Origin of the sequence: Flavobacterium indicum GPTSA100-9 = DSM 17447 (assembly GCF_000455605.1) — a bacterium.
Lineage (GTDB): Bacteria > Bacteroidota > Bacteroidia > Flavobacteriales > Flavobacteriaceae > Flavobacterium > Flavobacterium indicum.
In genome coordinates, this window is the sequence record NC_017025.1 from 2,083,066 (window position 1) to 2,100,742 (window position 17,677).

The 17,677-nt window shown below is 31.2% G+C and carries 14 protein-coding genes and 1 tRNA gene; 11 read left to right on the forward strand and 4 right to left on the reverse strand.

Going from position 1 to position 17,677, the window contains the following annotated elements:
- Positions 1 to 33 precede the first annotated feature (33 nt).
- From bshC to KQS_RS09660, 3 genes are all read left to right on the forward strand, one after another.
- A complete protein-coding gene (gene bshC, locus KQS_RS09650) occupies positions 34 to 1,614 on the forward strand; it encodes a bacillithiol biosynthesis cysteine-adding enzyme BshC (RefSeq protein WP_014389000.1) in 1,581 nt (526 codons plus the stop codon).
- A gap of 139 nt (positions 1,615 to 1,753) precedes the next feature.
- A complete protein-coding gene (locus KQS_RS09655; RefSeq protein WP_014389001.1) occupies positions 1,754 to 2,572 on the forward strand; it encodes a formylglycine-generating enzyme family protein in 819 nt (272 codons plus the stop codon).
- Positions 2,573 to 2,634: 62 nt separating this feature from the next.
- Positions 2,635 to 3,054, forward strand: coding sequence for a nucleoside-diphosphate kinase (locus KQS_RS09660; RefSeq protein ID WP_014389002.1), 420 nt, complete (start codon positions 2,635 to 2,637; stop codon positions 3,052 to 3,054).
- A 70-nt stretch (positions 3,055 to 3,124) separates the two neighbouring features.
- On the opposite strand, the gene KQS_RS09665 is transcribed toward KQS_RS09660, so the two are convergent.
- Entirely contained in the window at positions 3,125 to 4,603 is a 1,479-nt protein-coding gene (locus KQS_RS09665) for a helix-turn-helix domain-containing protein (protein WP_014389003.1), read from the reverse strand.
- Positions 4,604 to 4,793: 190 nt separating this feature from the next.
- On the opposite strand from KQS_RS09665, the gene aceB reads away from it, so the two are divergent.
- Entirely contained in the window at positions 4,794 to 6,374 is a 1,581-nt protein-coding gene (gene aceB / locus KQS_RS09670) for a malate synthase A (RefSeq protein WP_014389004.1), read from the forward strand.
- A gap of 83 nt (positions 6,375 to 6,457) precedes the next feature.
- On the forward strand, positions 6,458 to 7,735 hold the full coding sequence (aceA, locus tag KQS_RS09675; protein WP_014389005.1) for an isocitrate lyase: 1,278 nt from the start codon (positions 6,458 to 6,460) through the stop codon (positions 7,733 to 7,735).
- 122 nt (positions 7,736 to 7,857) lie between these two features.
- Here aceA and KQS_RS09680 read toward each other — a convergent pair whose 3' ends face one another.
- From KQS_RS09680 to KQS_RS09690, 3 genes are all read right to left on the reverse strand, one after another.
- Positions 7,858 to 10,077, reverse strand: a complete 2,220-nt coding sequence (locus KQS_RS09680; RefSeq protein ID WP_014389006.1) for a TonB-dependent siderophore receptor — start codon at positions 10,075 to 10,077, stop codon at positions 7,858 to 7,860.
- A 94-nt stretch (positions 10,078 to 10,171) separates the two neighbouring features.
- Positions 10,172 to 10,465: a DUF721 domain-containing protein gene (locus tag KQS_RS09685; RefSeq protein WP_014389007.1), complete on the reverse strand. Its 294-nt coding sequence runs from the start codon at positions 10,463 to 10,465 to the stop codon at positions 10,172 to 10,174.
- A gap of 4 nt (positions 10,466 to 10,469) precedes the next feature.
- The gene (locus KQS_RS09690) at positions 10,470 to 10,886 is read right to left on the reverse strand and encodes a hypothetical protein (RefSeq protein ID WP_014389008.1); all 417 of its coding nucleotides are present in this window, start codon (positions 10,884 to 10,886) and stop codon (positions 10,470 to 10,472) included.
- A 128-nt stretch (positions 10,887 to 11,014) separates the two neighbouring features.
- On the opposite strand from KQS_RS09690, the gene KQS_RS09695 reads away from it, so the two are divergent.
- From KQS_RS09695 to KQS_RS09720, 6 genes are all read left to right on the forward strand, one after another.
- Positions 11,015 to 11,089, forward strand: a tRNA-Pro gene (locus KQS_RS09695).
- A 190-nt stretch (positions 11,090 to 11,279) separates the two neighbouring features.
- On the forward strand, positions 11,280 to 11,891 hold the full coding sequence (udk, locus tag KQS_RS09700; RefSeq protein WP_014389009.1) for a uridine kinase: 612 nt from the start codon (positions 11,280 to 11,282) through the stop codon (positions 11,889 to 11,891).
- Positions 11,891 to 12,244 (forward strand): FtsB family cell division protein, encoded by a 354-nt coding sequence (locus KQS_RS09705; RefSeq protein ID WP_014389010.1) that lies wholly within the window; start codon positions 11,891 to 11,893, stop codon positions 12,242 to 12,244. Before udk ends, KQS_RS09705 begins: the two co-directional genes overlap by 1 nt.
- Before the next feature lie 93 nt (positions 12,245 to 12,337).
- Positions 12,338 to 13,705 carry a methylmalonyl-CoA mutase subunit beta gene (locus KQS_RS09710; RefSeq protein ID WP_014389011.1) on the forward strand — a complete coding sequence of 456 codons (1,368 nt, stop codon included), beginning with the start codon at positions 12,338 to 12,340 and terminating at the stop codon, positions 13,703 to 13,705.
- A 31-nt stretch (positions 13,706 to 13,736) separates the two neighbouring features.
- Positions 13,737 to 15,860, forward strand: coding sequence for a methylmalonyl-CoA mutase (gene scpA, locus KQS_RS09715; protein ID WP_014389012.1), 2,124 nt, complete (start codon positions 13,737 to 13,739; stop codon positions 15,858 to 15,860).
- A 77-nt stretch (positions 15,861 to 15,937) separates the two neighbouring features.
- Positions 15,938 to 17,671 (forward strand): hypothetical protein, encoded by a 1,734-nt coding sequence (locus KQS_RS09720; RefSeq protein WP_014389013.1) that lies wholly within the window; start codon positions 15,938 to 15,940, stop codon positions 17,669 to 17,671.
- Positions 17,672 to 17,677: the final 6 nt, after the last annotated feature.

Consider the following 17,677-nt stretch of genomic DNA (forward strand, 5'->3'; position numbering starts at 1 on the left):
TAAAAATCCGTATTTTTACAAAAAAATTGTTGTATGCCTAGCGACTGTATCACTTTTCAAGAATCGGGTTATTTTTCAAATTTAATTGTTGATTATTTAAATCAAAATTCCAATTTAAATTCACTTTATAATTTTTCTCCTTCAATAGAAAACTATAAATTACAAATAGATTTAAAAAGACAAAATTACAACCACAATAACAGAAAAACACTTGTTGAAACTTTAAAAAAGCAATACGATTCTATTTCTATTTCTGAACAAACTAAAAGAAATATTGAATTACTAGGAAAAGAAAATACCTATACAATTACAACCGGTCATCAATTAAATTTGTTTACCGGACCACTTTACTTTATATACAAAATCGTATCAACCATAAATACGGTAAAAGCACTTCAAATAAAATATCCTGAATTTAATTTTGTACCCATATATTGGATGGCAACCGAAGATCATGATTTTGAAGAAATTAATTACTTTACTATTAATGACTCAAAAATAAAATGGAAAAAAGAATCTAAAGGACCTGTAGGCAGATTATCAACAGAGGGGTTAGAAGATGTTTATACCGAATTAAAATCAAAAATTGGTTTAGGCACCACGGCAGATTATTTACTTCATCTGTTTGAAAACGCCTATTTAAAACACACTAATTTAGCCGATGCAACACGCTATTTAACAAATGAATTATTTAAAGAATATGGATTGGTTATAGTAGATGCAGATGATAAAAGTTTGAAAAATCTATTTGTTCCTTACATTAAAAATGAACTGTTAAATCAAACTTCATTTGAAGAAGTGAGCAAAACTAATCAATTACTCAAAAATTATACAATTCAAGTTAATCCAAGAGCAATTAATTTCTTTTATATGAAAAACAATTTGAGAGAACGAATTGTTTTAGAAAATGATACATATAAAGTTTTAAATACCTCTATTGAGTTTTCAAAAGAAGAAATTTTAAACGAAATTCAAAATGCTCCTGAAAAATTTAGTCCAAATGTAATTTTAAGACCATTATACCAAGAAGTACTTTTACCCAATCTTGGATATATTGGAGGTGGCGGGGAAATAGCCTACTGGCTACAATTAAAATCAAATTTTGAAGCCAATAATATTTCCTTTCCTATTTTACAGTTAAGAAATTCAGCGCTAATTGCAACTGAAAAACAAGTAAAAAAACTTGACAAATTACAACTTACTTGGAAAGAAATCTTTTTACCTACTGATCATTTGACCTCAATAAAAGTAAAACAACTTTCTACTGTTTCATTTAATTTTGATAATCAAATAGCATTCTTAAAAGAACAATTTAAAGTATTAGAAAATATCGCAATACAAACAGATGCTTCTTTTATGGGTGCAGTTAAAGCGCAAGAAACAAAACAAATTAAAGGTTTAAAAAACCTTGAAAAAAGACTGTTAAAAGCTGAAAAAAGAAAGTATAGCGAAGAGTTAAATCAAATAGTAAACCTCAAAAATGAATTATTCCCTAACGGAAATTTACAAGAACGAGTAAGTAATTTTTCTACATTTTACGACGTGAATTTTATTTCTATTTGTTGTGCAAAATTTAATCCGTTTGTCGCCGAATTCACACTTCTAATTTCTTAATTTTTTAACAATACACTATTTTTTTGTTATATTTTTATCATTTTAGTGCATTTTATCGATTAATTTGTGTTTTTACCTAACATATTATTAACATTGTAGATACGTAAATACATTTGCAACCGATTTAAAACCTACTAAAATGAAAAAAATTACAATTGCCTTATTATCAATTACTAGTATTACTTTATTTTCATTTTCTTCATTACTCCCTTTTAATATGATAAAAGTAGATGGAGCAAAATTTATGATGGGATCTAAAGATCAAGATATAACCGCTGATGTTGATGAACAAAAAGAACATGAAGTAAATTTAGACAATTTCGAAATCAGTAAATATGAAGTAACTGTTTGGGAATGGAAACAATATTTAAAAGCAAACAAAAAGAAACTTCCTAAAGCACCATCTTGGGGCTGGAGCGACAAAGCGCCAATTAACAATATTACTTGGGAAGAAGCCATTTCATATTGCAATTGGTTAAGTAAAAAAGAAGGTCTTACTCCAGCTTATTCAGTTAAAGGTCCTTTTTATGTATGTAACTTTAAAGCTAATGGATACCGATTACCTACAGAAGCTGAATGGGAATTTGCTGCTAAAGGTGGTAAAAACAGTAAAGGATTTAAATATTCAGGAAGTAATACATTAGATGATGTTGCTTGGCATAAAGGAAATAGTAATGGAAAACCACACACTGTTGGAACAAAATTACCAAATGAACTAGGAATCTACGATATGACTGGAAATGTATGGGAATGGTGTTGGGATTGGTATAATACTGATTACTATAAAACTGAACCAAACAACAATCCGAAAGGACCTGAAATGGGTGATAAAAAAAGTGTTAGAGGGGGATCTTGGGATAGTCAACCTAATTATTGTAGACCTGCCAATAGAATTTCTACCTATCCTAATAAAACGCATGAGTTTTACGGATTTAGAACTGTAAGAACAATTAACTAATTATTTTTCAATACAACTTGTATAAAGAAATATAAGTAGTACCTTTGCAAAAAAATAAAAAAATGGCAAGTAACAGAACTTTTACAATGATTAAACCAGATGCTGTTGAAAATGGACACATCGGTGGAATTTTAAATATGATTACTGAAGGTGGTTTCAGAATCGTAGCAATGAAATTAACACAATTAACTGTAGCAGATGCTCAAAAATTCTATGCCGTTCACAGTGAAAGACCTTTCTTTGGTGAATTAGTTGAATTCATGACAAGAGGTCCTATCGTTGCTGCAATCTTAGAAAAAGATAACGCTGTAGAAGATTTCAGAACTTTAATTGGTGCTACAAACCCTGCTGATGCTGCTGAAGGTACAATCCGTAAAAAATACGCAACTTCAATTGGTGAAAATGCAGTTCACGGTTCTGACTCAGATGAAAATGCAGCTATTGAAGGTGCATTCCATTTTGCTGGAAGAGAGCAATTTTAATTCAATCGACTATCAATTTTTTTGATAACTGATATAAAAAAACCCGATTTGTTTTCAAATCGGGTTTTTTTTATTTGTATTTCTCCATAATTTCTTTAACTACCTCATCTGTTTGACCAAATCGTTGTTTTCGTTCTAAATTCCTTGGTTGTGCCACTCGTACTTCACAATCCGAAATAGAACACGACTCACAAGTTACTCCTACCCTTTTCACTGGAATTGAATCATCGTGTAAAAAATGTAATTTGCCCAGAGAATGTGGAGTGATCATAATTCCTAAAGCGATACTTCTATAATACCCTTTTCTAAAAGGATCCTTAGTTGCCGTTGACATTACAAAATATTTATTATCTGTATGCGTATATGAAGAAATTTGACACGAAAACAATTCTTCGTTCTTCAAATTAGGCAACTCACTTAAAGTCTTAATCGACACCCAACGACGACAATAATGTTCGTTACGTTCATTAGCATGTGGTTCTAACAAATTAGTAATATGCAGTTCTTTCGTTAATTGAAAATCGCCTCTTTCTGGCTTATAACTAAAGCGCAAAAAGAATAAATTTTTCAAATTAAAATCTTTAGGTAAAATATTCGTTAAACGTTGATAAAACGTTTCTGGAGAATCTGTAAATTCTTGAATTATAGCATTAAATTTAGCTTCATCAAACTGTTTATTTTCAAAAAACATTTTTAATTCCTTCACTAAACGTTTTCTTGGAATGAGCAATGCACCCGCAAAATATGAGGCAATAAAATTATTCAATACTTGATCAAAACGATCAAACTTTATCCATGAAAAAGTAAATAATCGATCTGAAATTTTCAAATAGTTATAAGCAATTTCTTTGGCATATATAAACAATCGTTGTGAGGTATCTGTTTCAGAAGACACTAATAATGTTTTTGAAGTAGGCACAAAAACTGAACGTAAATTATTCAATTCTTTATGTTTGGATAATTCTTCATTTTCAATAGTATAACCGTACTCTTCAATCAAAATTTCTTCTAAATCCGAAACTTCAATTTTTTTATTTAAATCAATTGAATACGCTTTGGCAAATTGCTCAACTTCATTTTCATATTCTTCAAAGTAGTTGTTATTTGCTTCTTGATATGAACGTAATGCTGCCAAGAAAAAACTTTCTCTTGTTAAATTATAATGCTTAGCTATTTCAAACAAAGTACTAATAAAAGCATTGACTTTTAATGGTGCCTCTGCAATGATATCAATTAAATCACTCTCTTTAATTCCAAAAATATCAAGCGGAATTTCTTTTAAAATTCGAGATTGAAGAATCTCGCCAATCGGAGCTAAGTTTTTATCTAACTTTAAAGAAACCAATTGATCATAAGACGTTTCAAGTGCATCGGCAAGCAATACAATCTTATCTCTTTTAGGGTATTTTTTTCCTTTCTCGATTTCATTTAAATACGATTTTGACAAGCCTGTAACTTTAGCCAATCCAAATAATGACAAATTTTTATCGGTTCGAACCTGCTTCAGTTTTAAACCAAAAATCAATCGGATGTATTCTTCTTCAATCATTTTACTTGAATTTAAAAAAAATAGTGAAACTATAAAAAAATAAAATTCCTATAATTTTCAATACTTCACAAATATAAAACATTTTTGCGAAAATATTTTTTTAAAATTTTTTATACTTTTTGCGAACGTTCGCTTGTTTTGTATTTTTTAATTTTATAATATTGTACACAGAAACATAAATAACTATTTTATGAAAACACAATCAACACAACTTACAGTTTTAAATCAAAATAAATTTTCTACAATCCTAACAGAAGAAGCGTTAGCATTTTTAACTGCATTACATACCAACTTTAATAGCAAAAGGATTGAATTAGTAAAAAAAAGAGAGACAAAACAAGCTTTATATGATAGTGGTGCTTTTCCATCTTTTCCTAAAGAAACTGAAGCCTTAAGAAATGAAGATTGGACAGCAGCTCCTATTCCAGCAATATTATTAGATAGAAGAGTTGAAATTACAGGGCCAGTTGATCGAAAAATGGTAATCAATGCATTAAATTCAGGAGCTAAAATTTTTATGGCTGATTTTGAAGATAGTTGTTCGCCCACTTGGAACAATGTAATGGAAGGACAAGAAAATATAAAAGATGCTGTAAATAAAAGTATACGATTAGAACAAAATGGCAAAACTTATCAATTAAACTCTGAAACCGCTACCTTATTAGTTCGACCGAGAGGTTTGCATTTGGAAGAGAAAAATTTACAAGTTGAAGAAGAAAAAATGTCGGGCGCATTAGTGGATTTCGGATTGTTTTTTTATCACAACGCGCATTCCTTACTCAAACAAGGATTAGGTCCTTATTTCTATTTACCAAAACTAGAATCTTATGAAGAAGCGCGTTGGTGGAATGAAGTGTTTATTTATGCACAGAACTATTGTAATATTCCGGTTGGAACGATAAAAGCAACCGTATTAATTGAAACGATAACCGCAAGTTTTCAATTAGATGAAATAATTTACGAATTAAAAGAACATATTGCCGGATTGAATTGTGGTCGTTGGGATTATATTTTTTCCTATATCAAAAAATTAAAATCACACCCCGATTTCATAGTTCCTGATCGTGATCAAATTACCATGACAAGCCCTTTCATGAGCGCCTATTCTTTAAGGGTCATTCAAGTTTGTCATAAAAGGAATATTCTTGCTATCGGCGGAATGGCTGCACAAATTCCGATTAAAAATAACGAAGAAGCAAATCAAACTGCATTTGATAAAGTGAAAGCCGATAAAGAACGAGAAGTGAAAAACGGCCATGACGGCACTTGGGTTGCACATCCTGCCTTGGTTCCTTTAGCTATGCAGGTATTTAATGAAAATATGCCAACTAAAAACCAATTACATATTAAAAGAAATGAAATTCAAATTACAGAAAAACAGTTATTAGAATTACCAATTGGTTCAATCACTGAAATTGGAATTAGAAAAAACATCAATGTTGGAATATTATATATGGAATCATGGCTAATGGGTGTTGGAGCGGCAGCCTTATATCATTTAATGGAAGATGCTGCAACCGCAGAAATTTCAAGAGCACAATTATGGCTTTGGTTAAAAAAACAAGTAAAAACAGATAAGGGTACTGAAATTACAAAAGAATTATATCAAAAATATATTCCAGAAGAATTGGAAAAAATAAAAAACTATGTAGGACTTAAACGTTTTGAAGAAGGCAAATTTGAATTAGCCACCTCACTTTTTTCAACCTTGATCATGAAGGACGAATTAGATGATTTTTTAACACTGGAAGCCTACAACTATATTGATTAACAAAAAAAACTGCCGAATGCGGCAACATTCGACAGCTCAATTAAAATAATTATTTACATAACTATTAAAAACAATACAAAAGTATGAAAACACAAGACAGAATTCAAGCATTAATTTCAGATTGGACCACAAATCCTAGATGGAAAGGAATCGAAAGACCTTATACTGCTGAAAAAGTAGTAGAACTTCAGGGTTCCTACCAAATCGAATATTCTATTGCAAAAAGAGGCGCTGAAATTTTATGGAATAAATTAAATAACCAAGATTGGGTGGCTGGTTTAGGTGCTTTAACAGGTAATCAAGCCATACAAGAAGTTGAAGCCGGTTTAGAAGCGATTTATTTAAGTGGATGGCAAGTAGCCGCAGATGCTAATTTAGCAGGAGAAATGTACCCTGATCAATCGTTATATCCTGCCAATAGTGTACCTCAAGTTGTAAAAAGAATCAACAATGCCTTATTAAGAGCAGACCAAATTCAGTCGGTAAATAAAGTTGAAAACAAAAAAGATTATTTAGTACCAATAGTAGCAGATGCAGAAGCAGGATTTGGAGGCAATCTAAATGCTTTTGAATTAATGAAAGGCATGATTGAAGCAGGTGCGGCTGGCGTTCACTTTGAAGACCAATTGTCGTCTGCAAAAAAATGTGGGCATTTAGGAGGAAAAGTATTGGTACCTACACAAGAGGCTATTAATAAATTAATTGCTGCACGTTTAGCCGCTGACACCATGGGAGTTCCTACCATAATTGTAGCACGAACAGATGCTGATGCAGCCAACTTATTAACTAGTGATATCGACGATAGAGACAAAGAATTTGTTACAGGAGAGCGCTCTCCAGAAGGCTTTTTCTATGTAAAAGCAGGATTAGAACAAGGCATTTCAAGAGGATTATCTTATGCGCCTTATGCTGATTTAATTTGGTTAGAAACATCTACTCCAGACCTAGAAGAAGCTAGAAAATTTGCAGAAGCCATTCATGCTAAATTTCCCGGAAAATTATTAGCTTATAACTGCTCCCCTTCATTTAATTGGGCTGCAAAATTGAGCGTAGAACAAATGGAAACTTTCCGTGAGGATATTGCCAAAATGGGATATAAATTCCAATTTATTACTTTGGCTGGATTCCACGCTTTAAATACTTCCATGTTTGAATTAGCATTGGCTTATAAAAGAAAAGGAATGGCGGGATACTCTGAATTACAGCAAAAAGAATTTGCGCTTCAAGCTGAAGGATTCCGCGCTGTAAAACACCAAAATTTTGTAGGCACTACTTATTTTGATGAAGTACAAAATGCAGTTACTGCTGGTTTAGCATCAACTGTAGCAATGAAAGATTCTACTGAAACTGCACAGTTTTAATTAGATAAAGTATTGATTATAATTTAGTTTGTTTGTAATGAAAAGCCGCTAAGGAAATCTTCCAAAGCGGCTTTTTCTATATAACAATAAAATTAAAAAACGTAATAAATTTAACCGCTGTATTAAAATTTGTACTTCAATGTAGCCATAAATTGTCTTGGCGCAATAGGATTTATACTGTAATTCTCATGAACTGTAAAATTTAATTCGTTTGTAATATTGGATAATTTACATAAAATTGAGAACTTTTTCCATTCATAACCTACTGATGTATCAAAGGTTGTGTAACTTCTAACAGGAATTTCTCTATCTCTTATTACTAAATTCCCTGAAACTAATTGGTAATCATTATTCCATCCACCAATTCTATCACCTACATGATTTCCAATAGCACCAATTGAGAATCCTTTTAAAATACCATTTTGAACAGTATAGAAGAAACTTAAATTAGCCGTTCCATAAGGCGTTCTTGCCACTCGATCACCTTCAATAAAATTCCCTGGTTTGGCTTCAACATCTGTAAAACGCATATCATTATAACTATAACCCGCATTTACATTTAATCCTTTAATGGGTTGCGCCGTCACATCAATTTCAAAACCTTTACTTGTTGTTTCACCTGAAAGAACTTTAAACGCAGCGTTATTATTTAAATTTCCATTAGCATCATACAAAGCTGTTTGTGCTAAGTTACTATTAATAATTTGGTAAACCGTTACATTTGTAGTCAATTTATTGTCGAAAAATCCTTTTTTAACACCAACTTCATATTGATCAATAATAGAAGCTTCTAAAACATTTCCATATACGTCTGTTGCCGTGTTTGGTGAAAAAGAAGAAGAATAACTAGCAAATAATGAAGTATTTTGGAATGGTTGATACACTAATCCTATTTTTGGAGTAAATTCTTTATTTATCAACATTTTACCTACTGTTGAAGTACCCTCATAAGGATTTCCTTGACCAGTAACTTCTGCATAAGTTGTAGCCTGAGATTCCTGCCAAGACCAACGTAAACCAGCCAAAACTTTGAATTTTGATGTTAAACTAATTAAATCTTGAAAATAAACCCCAAAGCGAGTTGCCTCAGTTTTAACAATTCTTGTATTTCTTGCTGCCGCATAAGCATGATCATTTTCATAAGTAGAAGGATCATAAATAGAAGCCGTATCATAAGCAACAGAAGTAGCACCAGTTCCGAAAACATAAGTATAAGCTTCTGTAAATGATTTATCTAAATCAACACCCATCGCTAATTGATGTTTCATACCCCAAGTAGTAAATACGCCTTGTACATTAAATTGTTGCCCTAAAATTGTTTCTAAATTATTATTTTTCCCTAAAGGTCGTGTAAAACTTCCATCTGCATTGATTACTATTCGTTCCGTTCCTTCTGAAAATCTCCTAAAATCTTGAAACGAAGAGTTCGCATTTAACTTCCAATTCTCATTAAATTTATGATTAATTTGCGCTGTAATTGTAGACTGATTCGTTAATCCGTTTGACCATCTTGCGCCTAAATAGGTACTTCTAGGAATATCTAAAAAAACATTTTTACCGATTGCTCCTGTTCCAAAATCGGGAGTCCAATTATCATTTAAATAATCACCTTGTACTAAAATATTTGTTCTCTTTGAAACTTTAAATAAAATAGACGGATTAATATAAAATCGTTCACGTTTCACCACATCTCTAAAACTTTCTGAGTTTTCATACGAAGTTACCAATCTATAAGCAATACTTTTATTTAACGGACCATAAAAATCCAATACTGGTTTGAAATAGTTAAAACTTCCTGCTTGCATGGATAAACTTCCTCCATATTTAAACTGAGGCGTTTTTGTAACTAAATTTAAAATGCCTCCTGGCGCTACATTACCAAATAGTAATGCCGAACCTCCTTTTAAATATTCTACTTGATCTAAGGAAGCAACTTCGGGCATTGAACCCGAATTGACTCTGAATCCATTTTTAAAAATATTATTTGCTGACATATCATAGCCTCTTGAGAAAAAAGACTCTTGAGCACCACCTCTTGCAGAACTTACATAAACTCCATTAGCGTTTTTTATTACATCACTTAATCGAATAGCTTGCTGCTGTTCAATGATTTTATCATCTATAACTTGCAAACCTTGTGGTAAATCAATGGCTTTAACACCCGTTTTTCCTAAAGCAACGGTTTTTCCTTGAACAGTGGTTTGAATTTGGATTGGCTCAATAACTTTTACCTTTTTAACTGTATCATTTACAATTATACTAGTCTCATCATAAGCATCTGCATGGTTTTGAGCAAAACTAACAGCAGAAAGTATAGGTAAAAAAATGTGAACTATTTTCATTTTATTTAGACTGATTTAAAATTATATTGCAAATTTATAATGAGTCTAAATAAAAAGCAAATTTATTTAGATTTATTTTAAATAAATATAATTACTACCTGAATATCAAATCTTTAACCAACTCTTTACCCAGTTCTTTATTGAATAATTCTATAATTTTATGCTTTCCTAGTAGTAATTCTTGCTTTAAAACAGCTGAATTTAGTGTTACATAAAGTGTGTTTCTATAAAAATCAACTTGTGTCGTATAATTGGCTATTGTAGTTCCCATTAAAGAAAGCCATAATTCTTTAACCTGTACTTCATCTAGGCCTTTTTCTAATTTATTTGATTTGATAAATTCCTTCATCACATCACTAATCGAATAATCGTCATTTAGTCTTTTCATACAATTACCTTTTTGAATAAGGAATAAATTTTTTATAATGGTAAACTATTTTAGTTTCGTTCTCAATTACTAACTCTTTATCATTTATTTTGAGAATTTTTTCAACCATTTTTGAATATTTCGATTTAGTTTTCAAATACACTACATCATTACTATCCACAATCTCTACAGCATCTTTCATTTCACTTTTAATAAAGCTACCGTCTAATTGGGCTTTCACTTTTGTTCTAAAACCTTTATTATTTTTAAGTTCAAACAAATCAATTAATTCATTTACCTGATATACTTTTTTATTTCCATCGGGAAATTCCACTTCTTCAATTTCCCAATATCCATTCATTTTAGGTAAATCTTTCTCTTGAGGTTTTGATTGACAAGATATTAGGATAAAAACAAAACCTAGCGCTATAATTTTTTTCATTGAACTATATTTTAAAGTGTAAATATACAAAGGAAAAAGGGTAATTCATCCAACTAAAAAAAAGTACGAAAAAAAAGGAAATATATTTTGTATCTTTAAATTAAGTTATATATTTGCACTCACAAATACGGGGTGTAGCGTAGCCCGGTTATCGCGCCTGGTTTGGGACCAGGAGGTCGCAGGTTCGAATCCTGCCACCCCGACAAAGCCTTCAGAATTCTGAGGGCTTTTTCTTTTTTACTCAATTAAGCCATTCAAAATGAATTGGCACAAAGTCTATTAGAACTAAACTATACCATTTTGGCAAATATCTTGCAATTTTCATCTAAAATACCTCATCAAACATCGATATAATTTTTATATTTGCTAATTAAATATCAACACATCAAATATATGCTAATTATTGGAATTGCTGGAGGAACCGGAAGTGGAAAAACAACTGTAGTTCACCAAATTATGAACGAACTTCCGTTAACTGAAGTAGGTATTATTTCTCAAGATTCATATTACAAAGAAACTCATGATTTGAGTTATGACGAACGTTCTAAAATTAATTTCGATCATCCAAGAGCTATCGATTTTGAATTATTAGTGCAGCATCTTAAAGATTTAAAAGAAGGAAAAGCTATTGACCAACCCGTATATTCTTTTGTGCAACATAACAGAACTGGAGATACCATTCATACCTTACCAAGAAAAGTAATGATTGTAGAAGGAATTTTAATTCTTACTAACCCAGAATTAAGAGAAATGTTCGATATAAAAATTTATGTACATGCCGATTCAGATGAGCGTTTAATCCGCCGTCTTAGAAGAGACATCGCTGAAAGAGGTCGTGATATGGAAGAGGTTTTAAATCGTTATCAAACAACGTTAAAGCCAATGCATGAACAATTTATTGAGCCAACCAAAGCGTATGCCGACATTATTATTCCAAACGACAAATACAATACGGTTGCGATTGATGTAGTGAGAGCAGTTATTAATCAAAGAATTGACAACTAATGTTTAAAAAATTACAAGTACTTTTTCAAAAATTTCCATTTCTAAGATTTCTTGGAAACAAGTACTATGTAATTTTACTAATTTTTATAATCTGGATGTTGTTTCTTGATAATTATTCTTACCTAGAACACCGTGTTTTAAACAAACAAATTGATGAACTAGAAAACAATAAAGAATACTACCAGTCAGAAATTACAAAAGATAGCTTAAAAATAAAACATTTAAAAAATGATAATATGATTGAAAAATATGCTCGAGAAAAATATTTCATGAAAAAAGATAGCGAGGATATTTACATCATTGAATTTGAAGAAGACAAAGAAAAGGATAGTATTTTAGAAGCAGAACAATAGTATTTCAACAGCAATTCACTCCTGCTGTTCGCTCTACAAGGTGCCGCTTCCATCAGGGCTAAACTTGACTTAAACTGATAAAACACTTAAACCATGAGTGAAAAAAAATTATTTTCAGAATTTGAAACTGTTTCCTCAAAACAATGGAAACAACAAATTCAATTCGAATTAAAAGGTGCGGATTATAACGAAACCTTAGTTTGGGAATCGCCCGAAGGTATTAAAGTAAAACCGTTTTATCATAATGATGAGTTTGAAAACGCAATTACTGCTATTCATCCTGCACAACCTTTTCAAATCGTACAAAAAATATTTGTCCACGATGTAGAATTATCAAATAAAAAAGCATTAGACTCATTAAATCGTGGTGCTGAAAGCGTTTATTTCACCATTGAAAATGACCAAATTGATTGTAACGAACTACTAAAAAATTTACCGTCAGAAAAGGTTATTTATTATTTTAATTTGCCCTTTTTATCCGTAGATTTCATTGGTAAATTAAATGCAATCATCTCAACAAACGGTTTACGTGCAAAACTTCTTGTAGATCCTATTGGTCAATTAACAAAAGATGGAAATTGGTTCAACAATTTAGAAAACGATTTTGATGCCTTAAACCTTTTGTCTTCAAAAGAAACACAGGCTTTTATAAATATAAATGCTAAAACGTATCAAAATGCAGGAGCTACTGTAGTACAGCAAATAGCTTATATTTTAGCTCATGCAAATGAATATTTCAACCGAATTTTAAGCCTCAACCAACCCCTTACGATTGAAGTAGCTGTTGGTACTAATTATTTTTTCGAAATCGCAAAAATAAGAGCTATTCGATTACTTTTCAATACCTTAGCAAAAGAATACAATCACACTTTTGATTGTCATATTATTGCAACACCAACCAAACGTAACAAAACATTATACGATTATAATGTAAACATGTTACGTACAACTACCGAATGCATGTCGGCTATTTTAGGTGGTGCCGATGCAGTGGCGAATTTAGCTTACGATGCTATTTACCATAAAGACAACGAGTTTGGTGACCGAATTTCTAGAAACCAATTACTAGTTTTAAAACACGAAAGTTATTTTGATAAAGTGAACAATCCGGCTGACGGTGCGTATTACATTGAAACGTTAACTCAACAATTAGCTGAGAAAGCTTTAGATTTGTTCAAAGATATTGAAGCAAATGGTGGTTTCATCACTCAATTAATTGAAGGGACAATTCAACGTAAAATTTCTGAAAGTGCTGTAAAAGAACAAGAACTTTTTGATTCAGGAAAAGAAGTTTTATTAGGAACTAACAAATACCCTAACAAAAACGACCAGATGAAAAACGATTTGGAATTGTATCCATTCGTAAAACAAAACGCCAGAAAAACGCTAATTACACCGATTATCGAAAAACGTTTGGCTGAAAAATTAGAACAAGAACGATTGAATAATGAGTCAATTTAGCCAATTCTATTAATTTGAAAATTCTCTAAAGATGAGAAAAGATATACAACATTTAAAGTTAGAAGTTAAAAATCAGAAATCAGAAGTTTCTGAAAAACAACACTTCACAACTGCAGAAGGAATTGAAGTAAAACCAACCTATTCTAAAGAAGATATTTCCGATTTAGAACATCTTGGTTTTGGAGCGGGTTTTGCACCCAATTTACGCGGACCCTACGCAACCATGTACGTTCGCCGACCATGGACAATCCGTCAATATGCGGGATTTTCAACGGCAGAAGAAAGTAACGCTTTCTACAGAAGAAACTTAGCTGCCGGACAAAAAGGTCTTTCTGTTGCCTTCGATTTAGCGACACACAGAGGTTACGATTCTGACCATGAACGAGTGGTGGGTGACGTTGGTAAAGCGGGAGTTGCAATTGACTCGGTGGAAGATATGAAAGTACTTTTCGACCAAATTCCGTTAGGGGAAATGTCTGTTTCCATGACGATGAATGGTGCGGTTTTACCAATTATGGCATTCTACATCGTGGCAGCGGAAGAACAAGGCGTTGCTCCTAACCTATTGTCGGGAACGATTCAGAATGATATTTTGAAGGAATTCATGGTGCGAAATACTTACATTTATCCGCCAACACCTTCGATGAAAATTATTGCGGATATTTTTGAATATACGAGTAAAAATATGCCAAAATTCAACTCGATTTCAATTTCGGGTTACCACATGCAAGAAGCGGGAGCTACTGCAGACATTGAATTGGCGTACACTTTAGCCGATGGTTTAGAATACATTCGTACGGGTTTAGCAGCGGGAATGGACATTGATACGTTTGCTCCACGCCTTTCGTTTTTCTGGGCAATTGGAATGAATCATTTTATGGAAATTGCAAAAATGCGTGCCGGTCGTATGCTTTGGGCAAAACTATTGAAACAATTTAATCCAAAAGACGAAAAATCTTTAGCTTTAAGAACGCATTGTCAAACTTCGGGTTGGAGTTTAACGGAACAAGATCCTTTTAATAATGTGGCACGAACGGCAATTGAAGCCGCAGCTGCAGCCTTTGGAGGAACGCAATCGTTACATACGAATGCGTTGGACGAAGCGATTGCTTTACCAACCGATTTCTCGGCTCGAATTGCACGTAATACTCAAATCTTTTTACAAGAAGAAACCAAAATTTGTAAAACAGTTGACCCTTGGGCAGGAAGTTATTATGTAGAAAGTTTAACGGCTGAAATTGCTGAGAAAGCTTGGGCTTTAATTCAAGAGGTTGAAGAATTAGGCGGAATGACCAAAGCGATTGAAGCGGGGATTCCAAAATTAAGAATTGAAGAAGCTGCAGCACGAAAACAAGCGCGTATAGATAGCGGACAAGATATTATAGTTGGCGTAAACAAATACCGTTTGGAAAAAGAAGATCCATTACACATTTTGGATGTGGACAACCAATTGGTGCGCAAACAACAAATAGAGCGTTTAGAACAAATTAAAGCGACTCGCGATAATGCTAAAGTTGCCGAATGTTTAGCCAAATTGACTGAATGTGCCAAAACAGGTAACGGGAACTTATTAGATTTAGCCGTAGATGCTGCACGTAACAGAGCCACTTTAGGTGAGATTAGCGATGCATTAGAAACGGTTTTCGGAAGATATAAAGCACAAATTAGAAGTTTTAGCGGCGTGTATAGTAAAGAAATTAAAAACGACGAAAGTTTTGAAAAAGCTAAACAATTAGCCGATGTATTCGCAAAGCAAGAAGGGCGTCGTCCTCGTATTATGATTGCGAAAATGGGACAAGACGGTCACGATCGTGGTGCAAAAGTAGTTGCAACCGGTTATGCCGATGTAGGTTTTGATGTGGACATTGGTCCATTATTTCAAACGCCACAAGAAGCTGCGAAACAAGCGGTGGAAAACGACGTACACATTTTAGGTGTTTCTTCTTTAGCAGCGGGACACAAAACCTTAGTTCCACAAGTGATTGAAGAACTAAAAAAATACGGAAGAGAAGATATTATGGTCATTGTGGGTGGTGTAATCCCAGCACAAGACTACCAATTCTTATTCGATGCCGGAGCTGTTGCAGTTTTTGGTCCTGGAACTAAAATTAGCGATGCCGCGATTACGATATTGGAGGTTTTATTGGAAGATTAAAATACTTTTAAAACTTTGCATTATATTTGAAACACTGGTAGATTACCAGTGTTTTTTTTTATTTCGCAATATATAAAATGACAAAAATTCACTCCATAACACATCCAAATAAATTAATTCAACAAAAAGTAAATTATTTTGCTGATTATTATTCTTTTGTAGTAGATCAACTAGGAAAAAATATTGATTTTGAAATTGAAAACACTCTCTCAATTATTGAGAAAATCATATTTCAAATTGAAAACAACCCTAGAATTGATAGTAGAAATCAATATATTGACATTTATTTTAAAAGCAATTTTTTAAATATAAATAATAAGTATTTTAAAGAATATAAAATCCATTATCCAATTATTTGTAAACATATTAATAAATATTCCGAATTAAAAATTAAAGAAAAAAACAAATGGATTGAAGATAATAAATCAATATTATTAAAAGACTTAAAAAGGTTTAAAACATATTTGATTAAAAATATGTTTAAAAAATCCATCAAATCAATAATTAGTTTTTTAAAATGTGAACATGATTTGTCTGAACACATAGAAGATTTAAAATATTACACTTATGTAATTGCTGTTGAATTGTTTTTTGTCCAAGGAAATAAAAATGAAATAAAAGATATTTTTGACAGAATAATTTCTTCTGATATAAATAAATTTCCATTTAACAATACAATTTCAAAAGAAAGCAAAAAAAAGAAAGAAGAATTTATAGTTAATAGAACTTTTGATCAACAATTTGAAGGTATTTTGAACTATTATAAATCAAAAGAGATTAAAAACTATTATGTATTTAGAATAGGTAATTTTCAAATCAAAGAAGATTTAGTTTTTAAAATTGATGATATAGAAATTTACAATTCAGAAGATAAAAAGATAAAGAAAATAAAAGAAAAATTTAAATTAAAATCTCAAGAATATACTCCTGACTTTTTTAATGAGAGCTTCAAAAGTTTTGTCATAATTAAGAATATTTCTAAAAATGAAAAAGAAAATCATAAATCAGCTCTAAAGAAAGCATCTAAATGGATTGAAAATATTAATCATAATTGTGAGATGAGCGCTTTTATTGATAAAAAATCATATCTATTTACAAATGATTTTAAAAACTTTGGATGGAGTTTATCTTTCAGTGAAGAGCCAAGAATATTCCAAAAACATAATTTAAATAATATTACAGGTTATCAAATAAATAAGTTTCTAAATAATAAAAAAATAAAAGGTAAAGTAGAATTCCTTTCAAATGAAAGTACCTATATAAAAGCTAAGAATAATGGCAGTTTAGATTTATATTGGCAATATCTAGAAAACCTAATTGGAAAACCTTTTAAAGAAAAACTAAAAAAATTTATAAATAAAGAAGTAAAAGAAAATGAAACAGAATTTATTTTTGAATACATAAGAAATTCTTTTAACATATTTAATCTTAATTCTGAAATAAGCTTTGAAATTAATCAAGAAGAGGCTTTGAAAATTTTTAAAACATTTTCTGATAAAAGTAAAGTAGACTTAGTCAATATAAAATCTAAAATAAATAATCCATTTCTAAATGAAACAATTGAATATTACTTTAAACTAGAAGAAAAAAATCTAATTAATTACTGTGATTATATCTTAAAAATTTTAACTGAATTACAAGAACAAAGAAACTTCATTCAACATGGCGGAATTGAATTCCAAAAATCCTACTACAAGTTAATTAATTCTATTCCACAATTAATTGATTTATTTAGAATTAAAATTGTAAACTTAATGATTGAAAATCCTGATAAAAAATTAAGTGAAATATTGAGTCATAACTGTGAATAATTTTAA

Excerpts from the sequence above, each read along its gene's own strand:
- KQS_RS09680 (WP_014389006.1), bottom strand. The coding sequence starts at position 10,077 with ATGAAAATAGTTCACATTTTTTTACCTATACTTTCTGCTGTTAGTTTT.
- udk (WP_014389009.1), top strand. The coding sequence starts at position 11,280 with ATGCTAATTATTGGAATTGCTGGAGGAACCGGAAGTGGAAAAACAACT.
- KQS_RS09720 (WP_014389013.1), top strand. The coding sequence starts at position 15,938 with ATGACAAAAATTCACTCCATAACACATCCAAATAAATTAATTCAACAA.
- KQS_RS09710 (WP_014389011.1), top strand. The coding sequence starts at position 12,338 with ATGAGTGAAAAAAAATTATTTTCAGAATTTGAAACTGTTTCCTCAAAA.
- KQS_RS09665 (WP_014389003.1), bottom strand. The coding sequence starts at position 4,603 with ATGATTGAAGAAGAATACATCCGATTGATTTTTGGTTTAAAACTGAAG.
- KQS_RS09685 (WP_014389007.1), bottom strand. The coding sequence starts at position 10,465 with ATGAAAAGACTAAATGACGATTATTCGATTAGTGATGTGATGAAGGAA.
- KQS_RS09705 (WP_014389010.1), top strand. The coding sequence starts at position 11,891 with ATGTTTAAAAAATTACAAGTACTTTTTCAAAAATTTCCATTTCTAAGA.
- KQS_RS09655 (WP_014389001.1), top strand. The coding sequence starts at position 1,754 with ATGAAAAAAATTACAATTGCCTTATTATCAATTACTAGTATTACTTTA.
- aceA (WP_014389005.1), top strand. The coding sequence starts at position 6,458 with ATGAAAACACAAGACAGAATTCAAGCATTAATTTCAGATTGGACCACA.
- bshC (WP_014389000.1), top strand. The coding sequence starts at position 34 with ATGCCTAGCGACTGTATCACTTTTCAAGAATCGGGTTATTTTTCAAAT.
- scpA (WP_014389012.1), top strand. The coding sequence starts at position 13,737 with ATGAGAAAAGATATACAACATTTAAAGTTAGAAGTTAAAAATCAGAAA.
- KQS_RS09690 (WP_014389008.1), bottom strand. The coding sequence starts at position 10,886 with ATGAAAAAAATTATAGCGCTAGGTTTTGTTTTTATCCTAATATCTTGT.
- KQS_RS09660 (WP_014389002.1), top strand. The coding sequence starts at position 2,635 with ATGGCAAGTAACAGAACTTTTACAATGATTAAACCAGATGCTGTTGAA.
- aceB (WP_014389004.1), top strand. The coding sequence starts at position 4,794 with ATGAAAACACAATCAACACAACTTACAGTTTTAAATCAAAATAAATTT.